Source organism: Nocardiopsis sp. FIRDI 009 (assembly GCF_003386285.1).
Taxonomy (GTDB): Bacteria; Actinomycetota; Actinomycetes; order Streptosporangiales; family Streptosporangiaceae; genus Nocardiopsis.
This window is the reverse complement of sequence record NZ_QPNC01000019.1, coordinates 255,860-280,376: the sequence shown is the minus strand read 5'-3', so window position 1 is coordinate 280,376 and position 24,517 is coordinate 255,860. Positions and strand designations below refer to the sequence as shown.

The following is a 24,517-nucleotide window of genomic DNA, read 5'->3' as shown; positions in this document are numbered from 1 at the left end:
TGCACGCTCCCCTCCCCCTGGAAGCGCATCGATGCCCCATGAGAAGCGCCGCTCGCTTCGCGCACGCATGATCACGCTGGTCCTGGTCCCCAGCACCGCCCTGCTCGCCCTGTGGGCCGGCATGACCACGGTCATGGTCCTGGAGATCGACGAGCTGCGCACGACCGCGGCGCTGACGGAGGAGATCGGCGGACCCGTCGTCGACGTGGTGGGGCGGCTCCAGCGCGAGCGCCGCGCCACCATGGACACCGCCAGCCCCACGCAGCAGAGCGTCGTGCACCTAGCGCTCGCCCGCGAGGACACCGACGAGGCTGTGAACCTCCTGCGGCGCCGGATGGACGACTTCGTCGCCGAGGACCTGCCCGCCCAGGCCCTGGGCCTGCGGCGCCTCCTGGACGGTCTCGACGACCACCGCGACCGGGTCGACGCGCTCCCCCGCACCAGGCGCACCCCCCTGGTGGCGGGTGCCTACTACGACCAGGTGATCGAGACGGGCCTGCGGTTCTGGGACGGCCAGGTGGCCCGCGCCCACCCCGAGCAGACCCCCCACCTGCGGTCGCTGACCTCCCTGATGCGCACCCGGGAACTGCTCAACCAGCAGGACACCGTGGTGGCCCACGCCGTGGCCGTGGACGCCTTCACCGCCGACGACCACGCCCGCTTCTCCGCCGCGGTCGGAGCCCAGGAGTACCTCTGGGACCGCGTCGGCGCCGAACTCAGCGAAGCCGACCTGCGGGAGTACGTGCGCGTCAACTCCTACAGCGGGCTGGCCACGCTGCACCTGCTCCAGGACACCATCGTCGGCAGGCCGCCGGGGCAGGACGACACCGTCCCGGTCAACGCCCCCTCCTGGCGCGGTGCCGCCGAGGCCGTCGACCTGCGCATGCGCGAGGCCGAACAGGCCCGGATGGAGAGCGTGGCGGCGCTGAGCCACGAGCACGCCGCCGGGCTGACCCGCGTGGTGATGTCGACGAGCGTCCTGGTCCTGCTGGCGGCCCTGGCCTCGACGGCGGTGGCGGTGGTCGGGACCCAACGGGTGGGCGTCAGGCTCCAGGAGCTGCGCACGCTCACTCTGGAGCACGCCCGGGTGCGGCTGCCGGAGGTGACGGCGCGCCTGCGGGCGGGCGGGAGCGTGGACGTGGACGCCGAGGTGCCGCGGTTGCGGGTGGAGCGGCGCGACGAGATCGGCGAGGTGGCCGAGGCGTTCAACGACGCCCAGCGCGCGGCGGTGACCGCGGCCGTGGAGGAGGCGCAGGTCCGGGCGGGGGTGCGGGCGATGTTCCGGAACCTGGCGCGGCGCACCCAGTCGCTGGTGCACCGGCAGCTGGGGTTGTTGGACTCGCTGGAGCGCGGTGAGACCGACCCCGAGGTGTTGTCGTCGCTGTTTCGGATCGACCACTTCAGCACGCAGATGCGGCGCAACGCGGAGAACCTCGTGCTGCTCAGCGGTGACGCGCCCGTGCGCGCGGGATTGGGACCGGTGGGGCTGCACGAGGCGGTGCGGGCGGCGGCCAGCGAGATCGAGGACTACACGCGGGTGCGGGTGCTGGAGGTGCCGGGGGTGTGGCTGCGCGGTGAGGTGGGGGCGGGCACGGTCCGGTTGCTGGCCGAGCTGTTGGAGAACGCGGCGGCGTTCTCGCCCCCGGAGACGATGGTGACGGTGCGGGGCCGGTGCGAGGGGCCGCGCGGGTACGTGCTGGAGGTCGAGGACCGGGGGCTGGGGATGACCGGGGAGCAACGGGCGGCGGCCAACGCCCTGTTGGCCGATCCGCCCCGGTTCGACCTGGCCCGGATGCGGGAGGACTCGCACCTGGGGCTGTTCGTGGCGGCCACGATCGCCGTCCGTCACGGGTTCGGGGTGCACTTGGAGCCCAACGGCGCCGAAGGGACGCGCGCGGTCGTGGTGATCCCCTCCGAGGCGCTGACCGAACCGGAGGAGGGGCGCACGCCCGAGGAGACCGGTCCGCACACGCGTCCGGCGGCGGTGGCGGCTCCGGTGGCGGAGCCGGATCCGCCCGCCGGGGAGCCGGACGGGGACACCTACATGGGGTTGCCCCGGCGGCGTGGTCGCAGGAGCCGGTCGGCGGCGGTGTCGGGGGACGCGCACGGGGGGCGAGGGCCGGGGGGCGTGGCCGGGGAGACCGGGGGTCAGCGGTCGCTGTCGGAGATCCGGTCGATGATGAGCGCCTTCCAGTCGGGGACGCTGCGCGGCCGCGCGGGGTCCGGTGGCGGCGAGGGTGCGGGGGACGCGCGCGGTGCGCGTCCCGGTGAGGAGACGGAAGGGTGATGTGGATGTCGGCTGGTGTGGCTGGTGATGGCCGAGCGGTCGGTGGCGGTGTCGCGGTGAGCGGGTCGTTGGACTGGCTGCTGGCCGACCTGGTGGAGCGGGTGGCGGGTGCGCGGCACGCTCTGCTGCTGTCGGCCGACGGGTTGCTGTTGTCGTCCTCGCCGGGGGTGGTGCGGGAGGAGGGTGAGCGGTTGGCGGCGATCGCGTCGGGGTTCGCGAGTCTGGCGCGTGGGGCCAGGGCGGAGCTGGGGGCCAGTGAGGTGCGTCAGACGGTGGTGGAGATGGACAGTGTGTTCTTCTTCGTGCTGGCGGCGGGCCGTGGGGCGTCGCTGGCGTTGGTCGCCGAGTCCTCGTGTGACATGGGGCAGGCGGCGTTCGAGTTGAACCGGTTGGTCCGGCAGGTGGGGCCGCATCTGTCAGCGTTGCCGCGGGGGCGTGGGGGCGGGACGTGAGTGCGGGGCCGCCCGGTGGGGGTGGTGGGGAGTCGAACCTGATCCGGCCGTACGCGTTGACGGGGGGTCGTACCCGTCCGTCGCGGTCGGATCTGACGGTGACGACGCAGGTGGTGGCGGTCCCGGCGGTGCGTGCGCCGGAGGTCGACCCGGAGGTGGAGTTGATCCTGTCGCTGTGCGCGCGGCCGTTGTCGGTGGCGGAGGTGTCCTCGCGTACGGGGTTCGCGCTGGGAGTGGTGCGGATCCTTCTGGCGGATCTGGTCGACCAGGGGCGTGTGGTGGTGCGGACCTCGGACTGGGAGCGTGCCCGGCCGGACGCGGCCACGTTGCGATCGGTGCTGGAGCGGATCCGGGAGTTGTAGGTGGAGTGGATGGGGCGGATGGCCGCTGAGGTGGCGGGACCGGTGCCGGACACGTTGAAGATCGTGGTGGCCGGTGGTTTCGGTGCTGGCAAGACGACGCTGGTGTCGGCTCTGAGTGAGGTGGAGTCGCTGCACACGGAGGAGGTGATGACCACCGAGAGCGTGGGGTTGGACGATCTGGCGGGGGTGGAGGACAAGACCACGACGACGGTGGCGTTGGACTTCGGTCGGATCACGTTGGACGAGTCGACGGTGGTGTACCTGTTCGGGACGCCAGGGCAGCGTCGGTTCTCGTACATGTGGGAGGAGTTGACCCGGGGGGCGTTGGGGGCGGTGGTGCTGGCGGACACGCGTCGTCTGACGGACTCCTTCGACGTGATCGACTTCTTCGAGGAGCGGCGGGTGCCGTTCGTGGTGGCGGTGAACTGTTTCGACGGGCAGCGGACGCACCGCGCGGATGACGTGCGGGTGGCGCTGGACCTGGAGGATCCGGTGCCGTTGCTGTTGTGTGACGCGCGCAGTCGGCAGTCGGCCAAGGAGGTGGTGGTGGAGTTGGTCGAGTTGGTGCTGCGGTGGGAGCTGTCGGGCGCCTGAGGGGTGTCCGGTGCGGTGGCGGGGGCCTGGCGCCGGTGGGCGCGGGTCCCTTCGTCGTGTGTGGGGCCGGGTCCTCTCTGCGACCCTCCGTGAGTGTGCGGCGACGCCGTCGCCCCCGAGGTCGGGGGTGGCGGCGTCGCCGTGTGCGGGGCCGGATCGCCCGTGTGGCGGGGGCTCGGGGTGACGGTGGGCGCACCGGTGGGTGATCCGTGTGGCACAACCTACGAGGATCAACTGATTTCATTGTTCATGGGCGTCAGATGTCACAGATCAGTTGCTGAGCCCACTTTTTACGATGGAATCACTTGCACTTGACAGTGACGCCTGTCATGGTGGGTTTGCTCACAGGAGATCCGGAGCACACGAATCGTCGGCACACCCTCAGGAAGAAGGTCGGTCTGTTGTCTGAGACGGCCCCGAAGCTTGCGCGCGTCCTCAAGCTGCCCCACCTGGTGTTGTTCGGTCTGGCCTACCTGGTCCCGACCACGATCCTCACCGTCTACGGGGTCGCCACGGCGATGTCGCACGGACGCCTGCCGACCGCCGTGCTCGTGGCCCTGGTGGCCATGCTCTTCACGGCCTACTCCTACGGGCGGCTCTCGCGGGTCTACACCTCGACCGGTTCGGCCTACGTCTACGCCCAGAGGTCCCTGGGTCCGCGCACCGGGTTCATGGTCGGCTGGACGATGATGCTGGACTACCTGTTCCTGCCGCTGATCAACTACATCACCATCGGCCTGTACCTGAACGCCCAGTTCCCGGCCGTGCCCGACTGGGTGTGGATCGTCGGCTTCCTCGTCGTGATCACCACGCTGAACGTGCGCGGCATCGCCCTGGTCGCCAAGGCCAACACCGTGATCGTGGGCGCCCAGGTGGCGTTCCTGCTCCTGTTCTTCGCGATGAGCGCCCGGCACCTGGTCGGCATGACCGACATCCACCCGCTGGCCCCGTTCGTCGGCAGCGGGCTGGAGATCCTGCCGGTCCTGAGCGCCGCGGCCATCCTCACCGAGTCCTTCCTGGGCTTCGACGCGGTCACCACCCTGTCGGAGGAGGCCGAGAACCCCCAGCGCGACATCCCCCGCGCGATCCTCCTGGTCACCCTGTGCGGCGGCCTCATCTTCCTGGCCGCCTCCTGGTTCGGCCACATGGTCTTCCCGGACTACACCCGGTTCACCGACGTGGACTCCGCGGCGCTGGACATCATGCGGACCGTGGGCGGCGACGCCCTGGCCGCCCTGCTCACCCTCGCGCTGATCATCGGTTCGTTCGGGTCCGCGCTCAGCTCCCAGGCCAGCGTCTCGCGCGTGCTCTACGCCATGGGCCGCGACGGCAGCCTGCCCAAGAGCGTCTTCGGCCGCCTGAGCAAGCGCTACAACACCCCGGCGGCCAACATCCTGATCGTGGGCGGGGTGGCCGTCGGAGCGATCTTCCTCGACATCGAGACCGTCGCCTCGTTCATCTCCTTCGGCGCCCTGGTCGCCTTCTCCGCCGTGAACCTGTCGGTGATCATCCACTTCGTGGTCCGCGAGCGCATGCGCACCCGCGCCGACCTGCTCAAGTACGGCCTGGTCCCGGGCATCGGCCTGAGCCTGACCGTCTACCTGTGGACCAACCTCAGCGGTCTGGCGTTCATCATCGGCGGCGTGTGGGCCGCGTCCGGACTCGTCCAGCTCGCCTACGTCACCCGCGGGTTCCGCCAGGCGCCCCCGCAGATGACCTTCGACGAGAAGGTCCTGGAGGAGCGCACCACCAGCGCGGTCTGAGCGGCCTTTCGGACCTGACCGACCCCGGTGGGCCGTCGGCGACGGGGATGTCGCCGACGGCCCACCGGGGTCACGGCTTGCGTCCGGTCAGGGCGATGAGCCGGTCCTGGGGCGCGGCCTCCGACCCCACGGCCACGGGCGCGTCGAACATCGGCCCCGGACCGAAGCCCCGCTCGCCCAGCCAGTCACGCAGTTCGGAGACCAGAACGGGGTCGAGGCGCTCGTCGACCCCCAGCGCCCGGGCCAGGTCCCAGGCGTGCACGGCCAGGTCGAAGGTCATCTCCCACAGGTAGACCTCGCCCGGCACGTCGCCGTGGGACAGGTGCACGGTGCGTTCCAGGGTGTAGGGCGCCAGCCACGCCTCCCGGGCGGCGTGCGCCGCGGCCGACCACGCCGCCACGGGGTCATCGCCCAGCTGGTCGCCCTCGAAACGATCCCCCACGTCCTTGACGCGGGCGCCGCCGAGCAGGTGGGGGACCCACAGCTGTTCGGTGACCAGGTGGTCGACCAGGTCGCGCACGGTCCACTCGGCGCACGGGGTGGGCCGCCCCCAGTCGTCGGGGCCCACGTCGCGCACACGGCGGTCGAACTCCCCCATCGCCGTGGCGTGCAGCTCGATCAGCGTGGCCATGTGCGCCCCTCTCCCCGTGCGGATCCGCCGGGACCCTACCCGGGGGCGCGGCGGACCCAAACGCCGCCGGGCCGGGTCAGGGGCCGGGACGTCCCAGCCCAGGCGCGCCGGCAGCGTCCCGGCGGTCGGTGGCAGCGAGGTGTTCGACCTCCAGAGTGCGAGCGCGACCCGAGGAGTCCGGTGGTCTGGCGCGCGCACCGCCGCACGGTGGCCGTACTGACCCCGAACGCGGCCACCTCGCGAGGCGGGGGCGGTGGGGGCGCGACGGTCAGACGAACAGATCCCAGCCCAGGCGCGCCAGCAGCGCCAGGACCACGATGAGCAGGACCGCGCGCACGAACCCCGAGCCACGCTTGAGGGCCATGCGCGAGCCGATCTGAGCGCCGGTGACCGTGCACACGCCCAGCGCCAGGCCGAGCCCCCACAGGACGTGGCCGCCCAGGGCGAACACGACCAGGGCGCCCAGGTTGGTGGCGGTGTTGACGATCTTGGCCGAGGCGGAGGCCGCGACGAAGTCCATGCCGAGCAGGGCGGTGAAGGCGATGATGAGGAAGACGCCGGTGCCGGGGCCGATGAGGCCGTCGTAGCAGCTGATCACGAGCCCGGCCAGGGTGACGGCTGCCAGGGCCCGGTTGCGGGTGCGCAGACGCGGGTCGGGGGTCGTGCCCATGCCGGGCCGGAAGTAGACCATGAGGGCCACGCCCGCCAGGACGACCATGATGACGGGTTTGAGGACGTCGGCGGTCAGGGCGGTGGCCAGTAGGGCGCCCAGTCCGGAGCCCACCAGGGCCAGGCCCGCCGTGGGCCACACGAGGCGGGGTTCGAGTTTGATGCGGCGGGCGTAGGCGACGGCGGCCGAGGCGGTTCCGAAGACGGAGCCGAGCTTGTTGGTGCCCAGCAGGGTGGCCAGGGGCGAGGTGGGCGAGGCGACCAGGAGCGCGGGCAGGAGGACGAGCCCTCCCCCGCCGACGACGGCGTCGACCCAGCCCGCGCCGAGGGCCACCAGCATCAGGAGGCCGAGGATCTCGGGGTCCACGGTCAGCCCGCGCCGAGGACGGAAGAGGGGGTGATGGGGCCTTTGGGGTTCACGTTCGCCGAGTCTAGACGAGTAGAGGTTTGTTCCTTACCAGTGGTATGTGTGTTTGACACTCACGAGTGCCACCTTTACGTCATAGATCCATAGAGCCCTGAGCAGCTCACGCGCTTGCGGCTCTTGGCGGCGACCTCGCGCCGGGCTTCGGTGACGGGCCGTTCCCAGCAGACTGGGCCTCCGACCGGGTGGAGACCGTGGGGCGTTTCGGTCCCCGCGACGAAGCTCACGCGCTTCGAGGAGTAGAGCATGATCGTCACCGTCGCACGGGTCACCGACCCCGACCGGTTCCTGGAAATCTTCCGGACCGTCGGCGCGCGGAAGCGGCGGGAGCACGGCTGCCGCGCGGCGCGGGCCTACATCGACCCCGAGGACACGCACCGGGTGTGGTCCTTCTTCGACTGGGACACCGAGGACTACGAGGGGTTCCTCGCAGACCCCGAAGTCCCGGCCATCGCCCGCGAACTCGGCCTGCTGACCTCTCCCGTGCACGTCACCGCCGCCGCCGATCTCGACGCCTGACCGCCGAAGGAGGAGGATCGCCTGGGCGGCGACCAGGTCGGGGTGACCGTCCTCGTCGGCGACCTCCACGGGGGTGGGGGCGGTGTTCAACGTCCGCCACCGCCCCCACCGCTTCAGGTCGCGATCGGAGTACCCGGCCTGGTGGAACGCCACCGCGGTCGACCTGCGCAGCGGCCACGGGGCGAGTCGCCGACCGAGAGCGCGCCCGGTGAGGCGGGTGACGACGTCGGACACGGTCTGGCGGTGGATGCCCGCGCCCTGGCGGGAGACGGCAGTGCGGGGTCCTCGGGTTCGGGTCCGGTCCGGCGCAGGAGAACGGCGCGCTCGATCAGCCATACGGCCGAGCGTCGGAGGTGTCCTGATCCAGGTCGACGTGGTCGCTCTTGCCGCGCACCCGCGGCTGCGTGTCGTGGGCGGCGTCGACCAGGTCGCCGATGGCGGGCCAGGGGGTCGTGGAGGCTCGGAGCCCGTAGAGGGTGAGCGGGCGGATGAGCACGCGGGTGCGCGGGTTGACCAGCCTGCCCGGTCGTCGCGCTCGTCGGCGGCGGCCAGGATCGGCTGGAGGTCGATGCCCTGAACCCAGCAGGTTGGGGGTGTCGGCGCATGGCGGTGGATGCCGTCGTGGACCGTTCCGGTCCGGACGACGTCGGCCGCGGAGGAGAGTTCGGTGTGGTTGCGTGCCGTGACTCCGCCGTCCGCCACCTTTACGTTGTAGATTCACACACCGAGGGGCTCCCGCCGGTCGGCCAACCGATGAGCACCACTCCGACCCACGACTGATTTTCCCGCCACAAGCACTTACCGCAACTGAATCCTTGGCTTCCTCGATATTTTACGAAGGAATCCCTTGCCAAATACCGTGGCGTTGACGAAGGTGAAGGGAGTAGCAGGAGTGTGGGACCTCACATCCCACTCCCCGACCGCGGGTGTTCGGGGACTCTCTCGGCCGCAGTCTGGGCCGAACGCGTCGCTCCTGTCCCGTTTCTGCTGAGGAAGCCGTCATGCCCACAGTCGCCAGCACGGCCGCCGTGCCCGGAAACTCCGCTCCTCCCACCGCCGGTCTCCCCCGCGCCAGCGGTGCCACCGACCTGCCCGCGCGCCTGTGGCGCCGACTCCCCCACACGCCGTGCGCCGCCGGGCGCGCGCGCAGGGCCGTGGAGGACTTCCTGCGCGACCGGGGTGGGGACGCCCTCGGCGACGCCGCTCACCTGATCGTCTCCGAACTGGTAGCCAACGCCGTCCGGCACGGTCAGCCGCCCGTCGACCTCACGCTGACCTGGATGGACGGCCGCACGCACCGCTCCAGGCTGCGTGTGGAGGTCCTGGATCGCGGGACGTCGGGGCTCTCCGGGCTCGGCGCCGGGTTCGGCGACGGCTGGGCCGAGGGAGGCCGGGGCCTGATGCTCGTCGAGGCGTGCAGTGACCGCTGGGGCGCTTTCGCGGACGCGGGTCTGTGCGTGTGGGCCGAGATCGTGGGGCCCGACACCGACGGCTGACCACGGCGGCGGTGGAAGCGGTGGCGTCCGGGGTCAGGGGGCGCCACCGCGGTCCGTGGGGGCCGGTCAGAGGCGGGTTCGACCGCGCTCCGCCCCGGCCGTGGGGCGGGTGGCGGTCACGCCCCCTCCCCCATGTCCGGCAGGTGCCGCTCGATGCTCCGGCGGTCCGGCTCCAGCCACGGCGGCAGCCGCAGGGCGCGGCCCAGTTCGAGCAGCGGTTCGTCGACGTCGAACCCGGGGCCGTCGGTGGCGATCTCCAACAGCGCTCCACCGGGTTCGTTGAAGTAGACCGAGGTGAAGTAGCGGCGGTCGCGGACCTCGGTGACGTCCACGCCCTCGTCCGCCAGGGCCAGCCGCCAGGCGTCCTGGGCGGTGCGGTCGGGGGCCCGGTAGGCGACGTGGTGGACGGTCCCGGCCGCGACCAGGCCGGGCTCGGCCGCGGGGTCGGCCACGACGTCGACGATGGTGCCCACCCCGGGGGCGGCCGTGCCGGTGCGCAGGCGCAGGCGGTCGCCGGACTCGTCCACGAGGCGGAAGCCGAGCTGGTCGCCGAGCATGCGCGCGGTCTCCTCCGCGTCGTGTTCGGTCAGCGTGACCGACCGGATGCCCCGGACGGCGTGGTCGACCGGCACCGCTCCCCCGTCCCAGGGGTCGGTGTCGTGGGGGTCGGCGCTGGCGGCGAGTTCGATGACCAGGCCGTCGGGGTCGCGCAGCGCCAGGACGTCCTCCTCGGCGCGCTCGGTGGGGCGGGTGGTGGCCACGTTCAGGGCGGCCAGGTGGTCGGCCCACCAGCCGAGCGACCCCTCGGGCACCGACAGGGTCGTGGTGGTGGCCTGTCCAGCGCCGGGGCGCCCGCGCGGGGCGTCGGGCCAGGGGAAGAAGGTCAGGACGGTGCCGGGGTTGCCCGCGCGGTCGCCGTAGTACAGGTGGTAGGTGTCGGGGCGGTCGAAGTTCACCGTGCGCTTGACCAGGCGCAGTCCGAGCACGTCGCGGTAGAAGTCGGCGTTGGCGCGGGGGTCGGTCGCGATCGCGGTCACGTGGTGCAGGCCCGTGGGGCGCACGTCCATGCCGTCACCTTCCCGTGGCTCCTGGGCTGATTCGTCCACTATAGTTTAATTTTCAACGAAATACCGCGTCACGCTCTCCCCTCCCCCGTCGAAGCCGTGCCCCCGGCGGGGTCGGGAAGGCGGCGCAGGCGCAGCGCCACCAGCGCCGCCAGTGCGACCAGCCCCAGGGCGTAGGCCACCGCGCCGCCCCAGCCCGCGGCGTCGTAGACCAGTCCGCCGCACCAGCTGAACAGGCTCGCGCCCAGGTAGTAGGCGAGCGTGTACACGGCCATCGCCCGCGCCCGCCCGGCCACCGCGCGACGGCCCACCCACGCCGAGGCGGTGGCGTGGGCGGCGAAGAACGCGAAGGTCAGCACCAACAGCGTGGCGGCCAGGGCCACCAGTGACGTGGTGACCAGGCCGGACAGGCCCACCGCCATGAGCGCGCTGGCGGCCAGCAGCACCGCGTATCCGCCCCAGCGGACGGTGGCCGCCCCGGCCACGGCCGAACCGAGCATCCCGGCCGTGTAGGCGAGGAAGAGCAGGGAGGCCGCCGACTGGGACAGCCCGAAGTCCTGGACCAGCCGGAATCCGAGCAGGTTGTAGACGGTCATGAACGCGCCCATGAGCAGCAGCGCCTGGGCGTAGAGGGCGGGCAGTCCCCGCGTGGTGAGCGCGGCGCGCAGCCGTCCGCTCGGCCGGGGCGCCGCGCCGCGGTCGGGCGCGCGGTCATCGCTGCCGCGCCGGCGCGGCAGGACCAGCACGAACACGGTCAGCGCCAGCACCCCGAGCAGGGTGTTGGCCGCGATCCCCCACTGCCAGCCGCCCAGGTCCGCCGCGAACCCGGCCAGCAGGCGCCCGCCCATGCCGCCCAGCGGGTTTCCCGCGATGTACAGTCCGGTGGCGCGCGGGGCGTCGAGGGGGTGGATCTCCTCGGCGAGGTAGGCGACGGCGGCCGCGGGCACACCGCCCAGGGCCGCCCCCTGGAGGACACGCACGACCAGCAGGACCGGCAGGTCGGCCGCGAGGGGCGCCAGACAGCCCAGGAGGGTGGCCACCAGCAGGGAGAGGGTGATGACCCGGGCCCTGCCGATCCGGTCGGCGACCCCGCCCCAGACCAGTGTGAACCCGGCCAGGCCCCCGGTGGCCAGGGACGCGGCCAGTGCCGCCTCGGCGGCGGAGGCGTCGAAGCCGGTGGCGATGGCGGGCAGGATCGGCTGGACCGACCACAGTTGGGCGAAGGTGGCCACGGCGGCGGCGACCATCGCCACGACCGTGCGCCGGTAGGCGCGGGTGCCCGCGCGTGGGCGGGTGTCGTGGAGAGGCGCGGTGTCGCTGGTCGCGGACATGGTTCCACGCTAGGAAGACCTGTTTCATACGTCCAATGCATGTGTTGTCGTTGTTCCATACTGAAAGGTATGGATACTCCTGATTCCCTGGTCGGCGTCCTGGCGCCGCGGCTGCGCATGGTCGCGGCGGTGGCCGAGACCGAGCACGTCACCCAGGCGGCCGAGACGCTGGACATGCCCCAGCCGACGTTGAGCCGCGCGCTGGCCCGGCTCCAGGAGGAGTTGGGGATGGCGCTGGTGGAGCGCACGGGGCGCGGGGTGCGGCTGACCCGGGCCGGACGGTTGTTGCTGCCGCACGTGCGGCGCGCCCTGGACGACCTGCGGGTCGGGTTGGCGGAACTGACCGACGCCGAGGAGGGTCGGGTGGCGCTGACCTTCCTGCCGACGCTGGGCGTGGAGGTGGTTCCGGCGCTGCTGCGCGGTTTCCGGGCACGGCACCCCGGGGTGCGGTTCACCCTGACCCAGGAGGCGTGGGCGGAGTCGCTGCGCAGGGTCTCCTCGGGCGAGGCGGATCTGGCGCTGACCTCTCCGCTGCCGTCGGGGCCGGGGCTGGTGTCGGCGACGCTGCACACGCAGGCGCTGCGGCTGGTGGTGCCCGAGGACCACCCCTTGGCCGCCGCGGTGGGCGGGGTGCGGGTGTCGGAGGCGGCCGGGGACGAGTTCATCCTGCTCAAGCCGGGGCGCGGGGTGCGCCACCTGACCGACCGGTTGTCCGATCGCGCGGGGTTCACGCCCCGGGTGGCCTTCGAGGCCGACGACATCGCGACGGCGCGCGGTCTGGTGGCGGCGGGGCTGGGGGTGTCGGTGCTGCCCGCGCGTCCCCGGGGGCCGTTGGGTGGGACGGTGGAGCTGGCGATCCGCGGGGCGGACACCACCCGCCCGATCGGCGTGGTCTGGCCCGAGGAGGGGTCCGGGGGCGGGTACGAGCCCCCGGCGGTGGGACTGTTCCGCGACCACGTGCGGCGGGTGGGGCCGAGCCTCATCCCCGACCTGACGGGCTGAGGGGCGGGGCCGAAACCCCGTTGCGGCGGAGGTGGCCCCGCGCCAGGATGCGGGCCATGACGAACGGACACGACGACTCCTCCCCCGCCCGACCGGTCGCCCTGGTCACGGGGGTGGGGCGGACGGTGGTGGCGCTCTGGCCGGTACCGCCGGGCCTGTGGGTGTGTCCACGGCACTGCCTTCACGGCGTGGATTTTCCACCGCGTCACAGGCCCCGAATGCTCCCGGTGGCGGCCGCCGTCCACGACCCGTTCACCGCCGGACCCTTCCGTTCACGCTGTCCGGCCCCGGCAGGAAAGGACCCGGTCCGTTTCCCCGCGCCGGATGGCGGCCCGGCCGTGGACCGCCTGAACGGTCCGGGGCCGTGCCCCGTGTCAGCCCCGCTCGGAGTCGGGCTGCGCGGCCACCACCATCTCCGGGCGTCCGCTGACCAACAGCCACACCGGCAGCACCACCAGGCACAGCACTGGCAGCAGGCCCAGATCGGGCACGACGGTCACCGCCACGAACAGGCTCAGCCAGCCCTGCCGGGTGACCGCGGTGAGGATCCCCAGCACCGCGCACGCCACCGCCAGCGGCTCCGGCACGGCCGGGACCAGCTTCGCGGCCAGGAGTCCCAGGGCCACCCCGGTGAACAGGGCCGGGAAGATCCGTCCGCCGCGGAAGCCGCACGAGGCCGCGGTGAGCAGGGCCGCCATCCGGACCAGGATGATCACGGCCAGCGCGGCGACCCCGAGGTCGGCGCTGCGGTCGGCCAGCTCCTTCATCTCCTCCAGGCCCTTGAACATGGTCAGCGGCCCGCCGATCGCGCCCAGCAGGCCCAGCACCAGACCGCCCGCACCGACCGTCAGCACGGGGTGGCGCAGCCGTCGGAACCAGCCGTGCACCACCGGGAAGGAGTAGACCAGGGCCAGTCCGGCCAGGCCCCCGGCCAGGGCGATGACCGAACCGGACAGCACGTCGCCCGGGCTGGGACCGGCGTAGGCGGGCAGGGCCAGGGACATCTCGGGCCCGGCGAGCGCGTACGTGGTCACCGCCCCGGCCCCGGCGGCGATGAGCGGGAGCACCAACCGGTCCCACAGCGGCTCCTCCCGCTCGCCCGCAGCCGCCTCGGTCAACAGCAGGGCGGCGGCCACGGGGGTGGAGAACAGCGCCCCGACGGTGGCCGCGGTGGCCAGCCCGACCCAGGTCGCCGCGGGGGCGGCGGGTATCAGCCGGCGGCCCGCCCAGTGGGCGAGGGTGACGGTGGTCGCGATGACGGGGTTCTCCGGTCCCAGGCTGACCCCGCAGGCCAGGGCGAGGACGATGGTGGCCAGCAGCCCGGGCAGGGCCCGTGGTTCCAGCGGCTCCTCGACCAGTTCCACGGTGGCCGGGTCGGGCCCGGCGTGGCCGGGCGCCTTCCACACCACCAGTCCCACGGCGAGCCCGGACAGGGTGAGCACGGCCACCGTCCACGGCCCGTCCTGTCCGTCGACGCCGAACGCGCCGGGCAGCGCGGTCCACACCCACTCCCGGATGCGTTCGGCCGCCGCGTCGACGGCCAACAGGACCAGGGCCGAGCCGACCCCGACCAGCAGCGCGGGGAGCACGAGGGGAGCCAGCGCCCGTGCGACCGGAGCCGGACCGTCCCCCGCCCCTCGTTCCGCGCCCACCCGTGTGCTCCCTCCGTCGCGACGCACGCCGTGGTGCCATCGTGGCGGCACCGTGACCGGCCCTGTCGACCGACACGGCAATCGGCTGGCAAAGGAGGGGGCCGGGGCGGGCGGTATCGGGGGCGGGCCGGGGAGGATCGGCAGCGTCACCTTTACGGCGTAGATTTCTCACTACTTCCACGTCGGCGCCCGACGGCGCCCCGGGAGCGCCGCACCCGCGGGACGGAGCCGACGGGCGGACAACCGGGACCGGGGGTCACCGGCGCCCCGACCCGGGGGCCGTCGAACATCCCGGAACGACCCGTTCGGGCACCCCGTGTTGCATACCGGGATGGCGGGTTGGATAGGCTAGCCTAACCTTCGCGCACACGCCTCCGGGGCGTGTGGCCGCGTCCCGACCCGTGTGTCCGTATGCCCGACGGAGTCCCCACACCTGATTGGAGCCAAGAGCGTGCGTCTACCCACCGCTCCGGACGGCCGCCGCGGTTGCTCGGCTCTGGCCCGCTACACCGGTGAGCAGATCGCCGGAACGGCGGGCACCACCGGTGGTTGGTTGCTGGTCGAGCACTCCGGTCCCTGGCGCCACCCCGCGTTCTCCAGCCCCGGCCTGGACAAGGCCGTCGTCTCCAGGCTCGCCGAGCGCATCGTCGGCCGCGACGTCAAGCCCCAGCTCATCAAGCGCCCCGGTGGAGGCAGGCGCGCGGGCGGGGACGAGGGTCCGCGCCGCGCCTACTACGTCCACACCAGCCGCACCACGCCGTGGGTGCGCATGGTCGAGTTCGAGGACCTGGCCGAACTGCTGGAGTACGACGTCACCGCCGTGGAGAAGCCCGAGCCGCCGGAGTTCGGGGTCCCGGTGGAGCACAGCCTGTACCTGGTGTGCACACACGCCAAGAAGGACCCGTGCTGCGCGGTGCTGGGCCGTCCCGTGGCCGCCGCGCTGGCCGGAGGCCGTGCCGAGGTCTGGGAGACCACCCACGTGGGCGGCGACCGGTTCGCCGCCAACCTGGTGGCCCTCCCCCAGGGCCACTACTTCGGGCGCCTGGACCCGGAGTCGGCGGTGCGCACGGTGACCGCCTTCGAGCGCGGCGACGTCGTCCCCGACAACTACCGCGGCCGGTGCACCGACTCCTCCGCGGCCCAGGCCGCCGAGGCCGCGCTGCGGTCCCGTCTGGGTACGGTGGGTGTGGACGCGGTGACCCACCTCGACGAGGACCACGGCGCCGACGGCGTACGGGTGACCCTGGGCCACGGCGGCGGGGTGTACACGGTGTCGGTGACCGTCGAGGAGGGCCCGGAGTGCGCCACGACCTGCTCGGCCATCGCACCCAGTAGGCCCGTGCACCACCGCGTCACGGAGATCACCGAGGGCCGTGTCGGAGCCTCGTTCTAGGGGCCTCGGCGGTGGACCCGGGCCCCTTCCCCGGCCCGGGTCCACCTGTCCACGGGGAGGGGGAGGGAGCTGGCGCCCCTCCCCCTTCCGGTCCGGGTTCGGTGTCCCGGCCTCGGGCTCAGCCCCAGAAGCCGAAGCTGTACAGCAGCCCGTTGGTGGCCGCGATGGCGGCCAGGGCGAGCACCGATCCGGTGACGAACGAGGTGCGCAGCGACCGGACCAGGTACTCGGCGCAGACCAGGTTGTTGAACAGGAAGTACCCGAGCATGGTCGCGTGCCAGAACGCGTCCGTGCTCAGCGGTTCGAACGCGTAGGGCGCGCCCGTCCACACCTGGGTCTGGGTGGTGAACCACGACCACGCCAGCGCCGCGCCGTAGCCGACGGGGATCTGCACGAGCGGCAGGATGAGCAGCGGGATCAGCTTGACGAAGCCCCACACCCCCGGCTGGTTGGCGGTGCGCGCCTCGGCCTGGGCCCGCTGGGCGGCCTGGCGCTCGGCGCGCACGCGCTCGCGGTGGGCGTGCTCGGCCTCCTGCCGGCGACGTTCCTCCTGTTGACGGCGCTGGTGTTCCTCGTACCGGCGGCGTTGTTCCTCCTGCTGCCGGTACTGCTCCTGGTGCCGCTGGCGTTCCTGTTCGGCGAACCGGTCTTCCCGCCCGTCGCGTTCCCGGGTCCACTGGTGGCGCCGGGCGTCGGCGGCGGGGCGTCGGCCGCCGTACAGGTCCGCGTAGGGGTCGTCGGTGCCGGGCGCGGCCTGCCCGTGGTGGGCGGTGGGCGGGCTCACCGGAGGCGGGGCGGTCGGCATGTGCCGGGTGGGCTGGTACCCCCGCTGGCCGTACACGGCGGTGGCCCCCTGGTCGGCCGCCGGTGGCGTGGGCGGTGCGATGCGGGTGGCCTGATCGTCACCGAGGGCGCCCGCGGCGGCTCCCCCGGCACCGCCCGCGGCCCCTCCCACGCCCAGCACCTCGGTGCGCCGGTGGCCGCCGGTGTTCCCCGGGTCGACCGCGCCGCCGGGCGCGGCCAGCGCCCGGTTCACGGCCGCCGTCCGGTCGCGCACGTCCGCCGCCACGGCCGGAGGCAGCCAGGACGGTCCGGCGTGCACGTCGCCGAGGTGGTCGAGGATCTCGCCGGGGCCGGGCCGACCCGCCGGGTCCTTGGACAGGCAGGCCGCGACCAGGTGGCGCAGTGACTCCGGGACCGCCGACAGGTCGGGGTCGGCGCTGACGATCCGCATGACCATGGTGGGCATACTGCCCTCCCCGAAGGGCCCGGTGCCGGTCGCGGCGAAGGCCAGGACCGCCCCGTAGGCGAACAGGTCGCTGGCGGGGGTCAGCTCCCGGCCCTCCACCTGTTCGGGGCTCATGAAGCCGGGGGTGCCGATCACCGACTGGGTGACCGCCGTGCCGTCGGTGGCGCGGGCGATGCCGAAGTCGATGACCCGCGGCCCGTCCTCGGCCAGCAGGACGTTGCCGGGCTTGAGGTCGCGGTGGATGAGGCCGACCCGGTGGATCTCGCCGAGCGCCTCGGCCAGACCGGCGGCCAGGACGTGGACGCTGGCCTCGGGAAGCGGGCCGTGGTCGCGGACCGCCTCGTCCAGGGGCAGGGAGGGGACGTAGGAGGTGACCAGCCAGGGCACCTCGTCGTCGGGTCCGGCGTCGATGACGGGGGCGGTGAAGGCGCCGCTGACCTGCCGCGCGGCGGTGACCTCGCGGGCGAAGCGCTGGCGGAAGGAGGCGTCGGCGGCCATGTGCGGGTGGATGCGCTTGATGGCGACGGCCCGGCCGCCGGCGGAGCGGCCGAGGTAGACCTGGCCCATCCCCCCGGCGCCCAGGCGACTGATCAGCCGGTACCGGCCGACGCGCTCCGGGTCGTTGCTGTCCAAGGCGCCCACGTCCTCATCCTCCGACTCTGCCGCTCGCGGAGGCCCCAGTCTAGGGCCGGGCCGGACAGGCCGGGGAGCGGGTGCGGCCGGGGTCGGGAACCGGACACGGCCACTGGTTCCGGTCCGTGCTGGTGCGGCAACGACCAAGGCGCCGGTGGAGTTCCCCAGCGTCCGTGTTCGGCCATTTTTCGGGGAGTGACCGAGCGAAGCGGGTCCGTGCCCCTAGTGTCGTGTACGTCACGAGAGGACCACAGCCATGCGGATGCTCGACTCGCTCCGTTTCGACGCCCGACTGCGCGCCGTCAACGCCCTGTCGTGGACGTCCGCGCAGACCGGTGACCACTTCAGTCGTCTCCTGCACTGGCCCTGGCGGGAGAACCCCTACCCCACCTACGCCCGGCTGCGTGCCGCCGGTCCGTTCGGGGCCAGCCGTCTGGGCGTTCGCGTCACGCACACCCACGCCACCGTGGCGCGGGTCCTGACCGACCGGGCCTTCGGCGTCGAACCCCCGGAGGGGTTCGCGCCCCGGGAGCAGTTCGACGTGATCGACCTGTCCTTCCTCCAGAGGGACCCGCCCGACCACACGCGTCTGCGCAGGATGGCGCGCCCGGCGTTCGCGCCGCGCCGGGTGGCCGGGTACCGGGCCGAGATCGAGAAGATCGCCGCCGCACTGCTGGACTCGGCTCTGCGGCGGCGCGACTTCGACCTCATGCGCGACTACGCCCAGCCGCTGCCGATCGCCGTCATCTCCCGGCTGCTGGGGGTCTCGGAGGCCGACAACGAGGCGTTCGTGCGGATCGGCACGGTGATCGGGACCGCCCTGGACGGCGCGCGGTCGGCACGCCAGCTCGGGGAGATCCGCGAGGCCAACGGGGAGCTCGACGCGATGTTCGCGCGGATGGCGGCCGAGCGGCGCGTCCGCCCGCGCGAGGACGTGGTGTCGGCGTTGGTGGCCGAGCACGACGGCGGAGGTCTCTCGTCCGCGGAGTTGTCGGCGATGTGCCGTCTGCTGCTGGTCGCCGGGTTCGAGACGACGGTGAACCTCATCGGCAACGGGGTGATGGCCCTGCTGCGCCACCGGGAGCAGTGGGAGCGGCTCGTCGCCGACCCGGACCTGGTCGACGGCGCCGTGGAGGAGATCCTGCGGTTCGACTCGCCGGTGCAGGTGACCTCGCGGTGGGTCCGGGAGGACACCGACGTCCTCGGCGAGCCCCTGCGGCGCGGGGAGCAGGTGGTGTGCCTGATCGGCTCGGCCAACCGCGACCCGGACCGGTTCGCCGTCCCCGACCGGTTCGACATCACCCGGGCCGACGCGGCCGACCACCTGTCCTTCTCCAGCGGGGTCCACTACTGCCTGGGCGCGCCGCTGGCCCGCCTGGAGGGTCGGATCGCCCTGCGCGCCCTCGCCGAACGGGCGCCCGGCCTCAGACCCGCCGCCATGCCCACCCGGCGGCCGACGATCTCGGTGCGCGCGCTGTCGGCCTTCCCCGTCACGACCGGCGCGCGGTAGCCGTGCGCGGGGGCACGGGGAGCGGGGCCGCCGGGGGGCGGTTCCCGTCACGGGGGAGCGCGGTGGCGTTGGCGGTGCTGGCGGGGTGCGCGGTGGTGTTCGTGGTGGCGGCGGCGCTGGCCGTGGCGCTGCCCGAGGACGGGGAACCGGAGGGCGGGCCCCCGGCGCTGGCCGCCGTGCACGGACTGGACCTGGGGGTGGCGGTCGCGGTGGAACCGCTGCTGCGGGACGGCGGGTACCGGGACGTGGTGACCGGCAACTACACGTCGGTGACCGCGGAGAACACGATGAAGTGGGACGCGGTGCAGCCCGAGCGGGGCGGGTTCGACTGGAGCGGCCCGGACGCGGTGATGGACTTCGCCGAGGCCGAGGGGCTCGACGTGCGGGGTCACACGCTGCTGTGGCACAACCAGCTGCCCGCGTGGCTGGAACGGGGGTCGTTCGATCCGCCGGAGCTGCGCCGGATCATGCGCGAGCACATCGGGGCGCTGGTGGGCCGGTACCAGGGCCGGGTCGAGGCCTGGGACGTGGTCAACGAGCCGTTCGTGGACGAGGGCGCGGCCCTGCGGGAGAACCTGTGGTACGGAGTCCTGGGCGAGGACTACATCGCCGAGGCCCTGTGGGCCGCGCACGAGGTGGATCCCGAGGCGCGGCTGTACATCAACGAGTTCGGGATCGAGGGCGGCGGGGCCAAGGCCGACGCCCTGTACGCGTTGGCCGAGGATCTGGTGGACCGGGGTGTGCCGCTGCACGGCATCGGTTTCCAGGGCCATTTCGTCCACGGGCAGGTGCCCGAGGACCTGGCCTCGACCATGCGCCGTTTCACCGACCTGGGGCTGGAGGTGGCCGTCACCGAGCTGGACGTGCGGGTGCCCGAGCCGGTCACCGAGGCCGAGCTGGACGCGCAGGCCGGGGAGTACCGCCGCGTGGTCGAGTCCTGCCTGGACGTGCCCGGGTGCGTGGGGGTGACCGTGTGGGGGGTCGATGACGGGCACTCGTGGATCCCGGAGTGGTTCCCGGGGTACACGTCGGCCACCCCGTTCGACGAGGACCACCGGCCCAAGCCCGCGCTGGAGGGGATCGTCGAGGCGCTGTCGCGGCGCCCGACGCCGCCCTCCTCCGGGTGAGGTCTGCGGCGTCCGCCCGGAGGGGGCCGGGCGGACGCCCGTCAGGGATCAGGTGAGGGGATGGGTCCGCAGCTCGCGACGGGCCGCCGAGTGGTCGCGGGGGCGGTCGAGGCTCTCCACCGCCAGGAGCCGGTCCCCCGCCAGGCAGCGCACGCTGAACGGTTCGGCGCCGGGGACACCGCTCAGCTCGGTCGTGTCGTATCCGGCGGACAGTCCGGCGATCCGCAGCGTGTGACGGTACTGGTCCGACCAGAAGGTGGGCACCCAGCCCCGGGCGGTGTAGTCTCCGGGGTCCTCTCCCGCCAGCCGGGCGGCGACATGGGCGGCCGAGGCCGCCGCGTGGTCGACCGACTCCAGACGGACGCGACCGTCGGCTCCGGGCACGGGGAACGCCGCCACGTCGCCGATGGCGCTCACCGACGGGTCGCGCGTGGTGCGCAGCGCGCCGTCCACCGCGACGCCGCCGGTGCCGTGGTCCGGCTCCAGGCCCGCGGCCTCGGCCAGACCGGTCTCGGGGCGCGCTCCGAGACCGGCGACGACCAGGTCCGCCTCCAGCACCGTTCCGTCGTCGAGGCGGACCAGGCGGGCCGGATCCCCGCCGTCACCGGCCTCGACATCGACACACATCGTGCCGGTGAGTACACGGACCCCGTGTTCCCGGTGCAGACGGGCGACCGCCTCCGAGGTCACCGGCGTACACACACGCCCCAGGACCCGGGGACCGGCCTCGACCACCGTGGTCGGGCAGCCTCTGCCACGAGCGGCCGCCGCGACCTCCAGCCCGACGAAGCCGCCCCCGACCACCACGACGCGCCCGCCGTGTAGGAGCGGTCGCAGGAGGGCGCAGTCGGCGACCGTGTGGACGGTGTGGACGAGTCCGGGCCGCCGCGCCCACGGCCGGGGGAGCAGCGGGCGGGAGCCGGTGGCCAGTACGAGGTGACGGTAGGACACCGTCGCTCCCCCGTTCACGGTCACCGTCCGTCGGGCGCGGTCGACTCCGCTGACCCGGGCCGAGACGCGGACCTCCACGCCCTGTTCGGCGAGCCAGGCGGGGGTGTGCATCGCCAACCGGGCCGCCAGGTCCGCCTCCGAGGCGGTGGGGACCGTGGTGGCTCCGGTGAGTGCGTCCTTGGTCAGCGGCGGGCGCTCGTAGGACGCGTGGGGCTCGGCCCCCAGGACCGTGACCCGGTGAGCCTGGCCCAGCCGGTGCATCGACGCCACCAGGTATCCGGCGGCCATCCCTCCTCCGACCACGACGACGTCGCCTGGGGTGTGCATCGGGACCCTCCTCGTCTCCACGGGAACGCGGCCGTGTCGGACCGTTCCCTTGACCGGAACTTTTATTGAGTATACGCTCAATGAGCAATCACTCAATGAGTGTTCACTCAATAAATCTTCCGAGCACGGGAGGCAGCGATGGCGACGAGCCGACAGCAGGCGGCCGCGGAGCGGCGCCGACACATCCGCGAGGTGGCGTTGCGGCTGTTCGCGCGGTACGGGTTCGCGGCGACCACCACCAAGCTCATCGCGAAGGAGGCCGGGGTGGCGGAGGGACTGCTCTTCCACTACTTCGGGAACAAGCTGGAGCTGCTCCGCGCGATCGCGGACTCCCCCGAACTGGACCGGGCTGCCGTCACCGGCGCGTTGCACGCCTGCGACCCCGCCAGCCCGGGCGAGGGGGTGCGCGCCTTCGGCACCGCGCTTCTGGCCCACCTTCGCGAACACTCCGACCTCATGGCGGTCCTGGCCGCCGAGGGTCAGATCGACGGCGAGCTGGCCGGTCTGTTCTGGGAGCTGGTCGGGGAGTTCCGAACGGAGTTGGCTCTCTGGCTCGCCGACGCCGTCGACCAGGGGTCCGTGGCCCACGACGCACCCGTGGAGGCGGCGGCCTCGGCGGTGACCTCGTCCCTGTCGTTCTTCTTCCTCGAACACCGAGGCGACGACGAACGGTGGGACCGCCTGGCCGAGCAGCACGTCAGCGGTCTCGCCGCCCTCGTCGCGGACGGGATCGCCCCGCACGGCGGACGAGGGGAGGGACACCGGTGACCGAACGGATCCGCGGAACAGGCTGGCTGCCGGTCGGTACCCGCCAGGACGTCGCGGACGCGGGCGCGGTCCGCGTCGCGGGACCCGACGGACCGATCGCCGTCTTCGACACCCCGGACGGGCTGTTCGCCCTCGGTGACACGTGTCCGCACGGCCAGGCCTCACTCTGCGAGGGCTGGGTCGAGGACGGCACCGTCGAGTGCCCCGCCCACCTGGCCGTCTTCTCCGTGCGCACCGGCCAGGTGCGCTCCGGCCCCGCCAGCGCGCCCGCGACCGCCTACCGAGTCGAGGTGCGCGGCGACACCGTCGGCGTCGTGCTCGACGACTCCGGGTCCGCCCGTCCCGACGAGAGACCGACGAACCGCGACTGACCACCACATCAACAACACGACGATCGGAGCGAACATGAGCACCACGTCCTCCACCGGCCCCTCGACCGCGCCCGGGGAGCTGATCGACCTCGACACGGGCACCCTGCACCGCGAGGTCTTCGAGTCCGAGCCCCTCCTGCGCACGGAGCTGGCCACGGTCTTCACCCGGAGCTGGCTGTTCCTGGGACACGAGTCCCAGCTGCGCCGCCCCGGCGACTTCATCACGGCCGTCATGGGCCAGGACCACGTCATCGTCACGCGCGGCCGGGACGAGCGGATCCGCGCCTTCCTCAACGTCTGCCGCCACCGCGGCATGCGCGTGTGCCGCGCCGACTCGGGATCGACCCCACGGTTCACCTGCTCCTACCACGGCTGGTCCTACGACGGCACAGGCGCGCTGGTCGAGGTGCCCAACCACGACGACGGCTACGAGGGACGCCTGCCCCTGGACCGCTGGGGCCTGGTCCCGGTCACCCGGGTGGAGTCCTACCGCGGCTTCGTCTTCGGCTGCTGGGACGCGGAGGCGCCGACGCTACACGACTACCTCGACGCCTACCGGGGCGTCCTGGACTGGGCCGTGGACGGTCTCGACCGGCCCGAGCTGGTCGGCCCCATCAAGTGGCGGCTCCAGGGCAACTGGAAGCTGGCCGCCGAACAGTTCGCCAACGACACCTACCACCCGCAGACCGCCCATCTGTCCGCCACCTCACTGCTCGACGTCAACATGCCCTCCCAGGGCCGGGAGCTGGGCAGCCGTTACGGCCACGGGTGGACGATCATCCTGCCCGAGGACCCCAACTACACGGCCTTCACCTTCGGACGCACCCCCGAGGACGCGGCGCCCGGACACCAGGCGCTCATCCACGGCACCGTCTTCCCCAACTTCTCCATGCTCGCGGACCGTGTCCTGCGTGTGTGGCACCCCCGGTCCGTCGACGACATGGAGATCTGGTCCTGGGTGATGGTGGACTCGGGTTGGTCGGTCGAGCAGCGCCGACAGGCGATGCGGATGGCCACGCTCACCTTCTCCAGCACCGGCATCGTCGAGACCGACGACAGCGAGAACTGGTCGGAGATCCAGGCGGTGGCCGGCGGCCACGTCACCGGTCGGACCGCGCTCAACTACCAGATGGGGTTGGGCACCACCACGACCGGCGACCCGGCCGTCCCCGGGTTCACCGGCGACGTCGGCCACATCCTCAACGACGTCGGCGCCCGGGCCTTCTACCGGCGGTGGCTCGAACTCATGGAGGGCCCCGTCCCGGAGCTGCCCCAGACCGCCCCCGCCCCCATGCCCGCACCCAGCCAGCACTGACGCCGCCTCAGCGGACCCTAAGGAGCCCCCATGACGACCACGATCTCCACGCAGTCCTTCCGGCCCCGGCCTCCCGAGGCCGGGGCCGTGGAACGGCCGGTCCCCGTCAACGCCGACGAGCAGCGCGAGATCGAGCAGTTCCTGTACTTCGAGGCCCAGCTACTGGACGAGGCACGCTACTCCGACTGGCTCGACCTGCTCGCCGAGGAGGTCAGCTATCGGATGCCCTCCCGTAGCAACCGGATGCACCGCGACCTGGCCAGGGAGGCGGGCGGCACCGGGGATCTGGGCCACTACGACGAGGACCTGGCCACCCTGCGCCTGAGGGTGGCACGGGTGCAGCAGACGGTCGCCTGGTCGGACAACCCCCCGCCGAGGGTCGTGCGCGCGGTGACCAACGTCCAGGCCACGCGGCGGCCCGAGACCGGCGACGGCGCCTTCGCGGTCCGCAGCGTCGTGGACGCCTACCGCAACCGGCTCGCCGACGACACCGACCGCTTCACCGGGTTCCGAGCCGACGTCCTGCGCCGGGGCCCCGACGGACTGTTGCTGGCGGAGCGGACCGTCTACCTCGCCGACAGCGTGCTCCTGACCAAGAACGCGTCACTGTTCCTCTGAGGGGAGGGG

General features: G+C 73.0%; 23 protein-coding genes. 15 read left to right on the top strand and 8 right to left on the bottom strand.

Annotated elements, in window-relative coordinates:
• Positions 1-31 precede the first annotated feature (31 nt).
• From DVR05_RS17445 to DVR05_RS17425, 5 genes are all read left to right on the top strand, one after another.
• Complete coding sequence (locus tag DVR05_RS17445; RefSeq protein ID WP_198659225.1) at positions 32-2,287, top strand: nitrate- and nitrite sensing domain-containing protein; 2,256 nt, start codon at positions 32-34, stop codon at positions 2,285-2,287.
• A 5-nt stretch (positions 2,288-2,292) separates the two neighbouring features.
• Positions 2,293-2,739 carry a roadblock/LC7 domain-containing protein gene (locus DVR05_RS17440; protein WP_369974549.1) on the top strand — a complete coding sequence of 149 codons (447 nt, stop codon included), beginning with the start codon at positions 2,293-2,295 and terminating at the stop codon, positions 2,737-2,739.
• Complete coding sequence (locus DVR05_RS17435) at positions 2,736-3,101, top strand: DUF742 domain-containing protein (RefSeq protein ID WP_198659224.1); 366 nt, start codon at positions 2,736-2,738, stop codon at positions 3,099-3,101. The genes DVR05_RS17440 and DVR05_RS17435 overlap by 4 nt, the downstream gene beginning before the upstream one ends.
• An 18-nt stretch (positions 3,102-3,119) precedes the next feature.
• Entirely contained in the window at positions 3,120-3,695 is a 576-nt protein-coding gene (locus DVR05_RS17430; RefSeq protein WP_369974548.1) for an ATP/GTP-binding protein, read from the top strand.
• A 401-nt stretch (positions 3,696-4,096) separates the two neighbouring features.
• On the top strand, positions 4,097-5,458 hold the full coding sequence (locus DVR05_RS17425) for an APC family permease (RefSeq protein WP_116246945.1): 1,362 nt from the start codon (positions 4,097-4,099) through the stop codon (positions 5,456-5,458).
• Positions 5,459-5,528: 70 nt separating this feature from the next.
• On the opposite strand, the gene DVR05_RS17420 is transcribed toward DVR05_RS17425, so the two are convergent.
• Both DVR05_RS17420 and DVR05_RS17415 read right to left on the bottom strand, forming a co-directional pair.
• Positions 5,529-6,089 carry a TIGR03086 family metal-binding protein gene (locus DVR05_RS17420; protein WP_116246944.1) on the bottom strand — a complete coding sequence of 187 codons (561 nt, stop codon included), beginning with the start codon at positions 6,087-6,089 and terminating at the stop codon, positions 5,529-5,531.
• A gap of 268 nt (positions 6,090-6,357) precedes the next feature.
• Entirely contained in the window at positions 6,358-7,125 is a 768-nt protein-coding gene (locus DVR05_RS17415; protein WP_116246943.1) for a TSUP family transporter, read from the bottom strand.
• Between the two features lie 303 nt (positions 7,126-7,428).
• Here DVR05_RS17415 and DVR05_RS17410 point away from each other — a divergent pair, with 303 nt between their 5' ends.
• Positions 7,429-7,701: a hypothetical protein gene (locus DVR05_RS17410; protein ID WP_116246942.1), complete on the top strand. Its 273-nt coding sequence runs from the start codon at positions 7,429-7,431 to the stop codon at positions 7,699-7,701.
• A 328-nt stretch (positions 7,702-8,029) separates the two neighbouring features.
• On the opposite strand, the gene DVR05_RS26645 is transcribed toward DVR05_RS17410, so the two are convergent.
• On the bottom strand, positions 8,030-8,197 hold the full coding sequence (locus DVR05_RS26645) for a hypothetical protein (RefSeq protein WP_157982468.1): 168 nt from the start codon (positions 8,195-8,197) through the stop codon (positions 8,030-8,032).
• Between the two features lie 505 nt (positions 8,198-8,702).
• On the opposite strand from DVR05_RS26645, the gene DVR05_RS17405 reads away from it, so the two are divergent.
• The gene (locus DVR05_RS17405; protein ID WP_116246941.1) at positions 8,703-9,197 is read left to right on the top strand and encodes an ATP-binding protein; all 495 of its coding nucleotides are present in this window, start codon (positions 8,703-8,705) and stop codon (positions 9,195-9,197) included.
• 116 nt (positions 9,198-9,313) lie between these two features.
• Here the strand turns inward: DVR05_RS17405 and DVR05_RS17400 are convergent, their stop codons facing one another.
• Both DVR05_RS17400 and DVR05_RS17395 read right to left on the bottom strand, forming a co-directional pair.
• On the bottom strand, positions 9,314-10,264 hold the full coding sequence (locus DVR05_RS17400) for a ring-cleaving dioxygenase (RefSeq protein WP_116246940.1): 951 nt from the start codon (positions 10,262-10,264) through the stop codon (positions 9,314-9,316).
• A gap of 68 nt (positions 10,265-10,332) precedes the next feature.
• A complete protein-coding gene (locus DVR05_RS17395; RefSeq protein ID WP_116246939.1) occupies positions 10,333-11,592 on the bottom strand; it encodes an MFS transporter in 1,260 nt (419 codons plus the stop codon).
• Positions 11,593-11,661: 69 nt separating this feature from the next.
• On the opposite strand from DVR05_RS17395, the gene DVR05_RS17390 reads away from it, so the two are divergent.
• A complete protein-coding gene (locus DVR05_RS17390; protein WP_116246938.1) occupies positions 11,662-12,594 on the top strand; it encodes a LysR family transcriptional regulator in 933 nt (310 codons plus the stop codon).
• 374 nt (positions 12,595-12,968) lie between these two features.
• Here DVR05_RS17390 and DVR05_RS17385 read toward each other — a convergent pair whose 3' ends face one another.
• Complete coding sequence (locus DVR05_RS17385; protein WP_116246937.1) at positions 12,969-14,246, bottom strand: ion channel protein; 1,278 nt, start codon at positions 14,244-14,246, stop codon at positions 12,969-12,971.
• Between the two features lie 451 nt (positions 14,247-14,697).
• Here DVR05_RS17385 and DVR05_RS17380 point away from each other — a divergent pair, with 451 nt between their 5' ends.
• Positions 14,698-15,639, top strand: coding sequence for a sucrase ferredoxin (locus DVR05_RS17380; protein WP_116246936.1), 942 nt, complete (start codon positions 14,698-14,700; stop codon positions 15,637-15,639).
• Between the two features lie 118 nt (positions 15,640-15,757).
• Here the strand turns inward: DVR05_RS17380 and DVR05_RS17375 are convergent, their stop codons facing one another.
• Entirely contained in the window at positions 15,758-17,530 is a 1,773-nt protein-coding gene (locus tag DVR05_RS17375; RefSeq protein WP_116246935.1) for a serine/threonine-protein kinase, read from the bottom strand.
• A gap of 247 nt (positions 17,531-17,777) precedes the next feature.
• Between DVR05_RS17375 and DVR05_RS17370 the strand changes: the two genes are divergently transcribed.
• The gene (locus DVR05_RS17370; RefSeq protein ID WP_116246934.1) at positions 17,778-19,031 is read left to right on the top strand and encodes a cytochrome P450; all 1,254 of its coding nucleotides are present in this window, start codon (positions 17,778-17,780) and stop codon (positions 19,029-19,031) included.
• 62 nt (positions 19,032-19,093) lie between these two features.
• Positions 19,094-20,158 carry an endo-1,4-beta-xylanase gene (locus DVR05_RS17365; protein WP_116246933.1) on the top strand — a complete coding sequence of 355 codons (1,065 nt, stop codon included), beginning with the start codon at positions 19,094-19,096 and terminating at the stop codon, positions 20,156-20,158.
• Positions 20,159-20,206: 48 nt separating this feature from the next.
• Here DVR05_RS17365 and DVR05_RS17360 read toward each other — a convergent pair whose 3' ends face one another.
• Positions 20,207-21,436, bottom strand: coding sequence for an NAD(P)/FAD-dependent oxidoreductase (locus DVR05_RS17360; protein WP_116246932.1), 1,230 nt, complete (start codon positions 21,434-21,436; stop codon positions 20,207-20,209).
• A 138-nt stretch (positions 21,437-21,574) separates the two neighbouring features.
• Here DVR05_RS17360 and DVR05_RS27085 point away from each other — a divergent pair, with 138 nt between their 5' ends.
• Genes DVR05_RS27085 through DVR05_RS17340 form a run of 4 tightly spaced genes read left to right on the top strand, consistent with a single transcriptional unit; the run spans position 21,575 to position 24,508 of the window.
• Positions 21,575-22,204 (top strand): TetR/AcrR family transcriptional regulator, encoded by a 630-nt coding sequence (locus tag DVR05_RS27085; protein ID WP_198659223.1) that lies wholly within the window; start codon positions 21,575-21,577, stop codon positions 22,202-22,204.
• The gene (locus DVR05_RS17350; protein ID WP_116246931.1) at positions 22,201-22,575 is read left to right on the top strand and encodes a non-heme iron oxygenase ferredoxin subunit; all 375 of its coding nucleotides are present in this window, start codon (positions 22,201-22,203) and stop codon (positions 22,573-22,575) included. Before DVR05_RS27085 ends, DVR05_RS17350 begins: the two co-directional genes overlap by 4 nt.
• A gap of 34 nt (positions 22,576-22,609) precedes the next feature.
• Positions 22,610-23,890: an aromatic ring-hydroxylating dioxygenase subunit alpha gene (locus DVR05_RS17345; protein ID WP_116246930.1), complete on the top strand. Its 1,281-nt coding sequence runs from the start codon at positions 22,610-22,612 to the stop codon at positions 23,888-23,890.
• 30 nt (positions 23,891-23,920) lie between these two features.
• Positions 23,921-24,508 carry a 3-phenylpropionate/cinnamic acid dioxygenase subunit beta gene (locus DVR05_RS17340; RefSeq protein WP_116246929.1) on the top strand — a complete coding sequence of 196 codons (588 nt, stop codon included), beginning with the start codon at positions 23,921-23,923 and terminating at the stop codon, positions 24,506-24,508.
• The last annotated feature ends 9 nt before the right edge of the window (positions 24,509-24,517 follow it).

Bases quoted from the DNA above. Each gene is read 5' to 3' on its own strand.
- DVR05_RS17395 (WP_116246939.1), bottom strand. From the start codon at position 11,592: ATGTCCGCGACCAGCGACACCGCGCCTCTCCACGACACCCGCCCACGC.
- DVR05_RS17445 (WP_198659225.1), top strand. From the start codon at position 32: ATGCCCCATGAGAAGCGCCGCTCGCTTCGCGCACGCATGATCACGCTG.
- DVR05_RS17390 (WP_116246938.1), top strand. From the start codon at position 11,662: ATGGATACTCCTGATTCCCTGGTCGGCGTCCTGGCGCCGCGGCTGCGC.
- DVR05_RS17405 (WP_116246941.1), top strand. From the start codon at position 8,703: ATGCCCACAGTCGCCAGCACGGCCGCCGTGCCCGGAAACTCCGCTCCT.
- DVR05_RS27085 (WP_198659223.1), top strand. From the start codon at position 21,575: ATGGCGACGAGCCGACAGCAGGCGGCCGCGGAGCGGCGCCGACACATC.
- DVR05_RS17345 (WP_116246930.1), top strand. From the start codon at position 22,610: ATGAGCACCACGTCCTCCACCGGCCCCTCGACCGCGCCCGGGGAGCTG.
- DVR05_RS17360 (WP_116246932.1), bottom strand. From the start codon at position 21,436: ATGCACACCCCAGGCGACGTCGTCGTGGTCGGAGGAGGGATGGCCGCC.
- DVR05_RS17410 (WP_116246942.1), top strand. From the start codon at position 7,429: ATGATCGTCACCGTCGCACGGGTCACCGACCCCGACCGGTTCCTGGAA.
- DVR05_RS17440 (WP_369974549.1), top strand. From the start codon at position 2,293: ATGTCGGCTGGTGTGGCTGGTGATGGCCGAGCGGTCGGTGGCGGTGTC.
- DVR05_RS17420 (WP_116246944.1), bottom strand. From the start codon at position 6,089: ATGGCCACGCTGATCGAGCTGCACGCCACGGCGATGGGGGAGTTCGAC.
- DVR05_RS17370 (WP_116246934.1), top strand. From the start codon at position 17,778: ATGCGGATGCTCGACTCGCTCCGTTTCGACGCCCGACTGCGCGCCGTC.
- DVR05_RS17430 (WP_369974548.1), top strand. From the start codon at position 3,120: ATGGCCGCTGAGGTGGCGGGACCGGTGCCGGACACGTTGAAGATCGTG.
- DVR05_RS17340 (WP_116246929.1), top strand. From the start codon at position 23,921: ATGACGACCACGATCTCCACGCAGTCCTTCCGGCCCCGGCCTCCCGAG.
- DVR05_RS17400 (WP_116246940.1), bottom strand. From the start codon at position 10,264: ATGGACGTGCGCCCCACGGGCCTGCACCACGTGACCGCGATCGCGACC.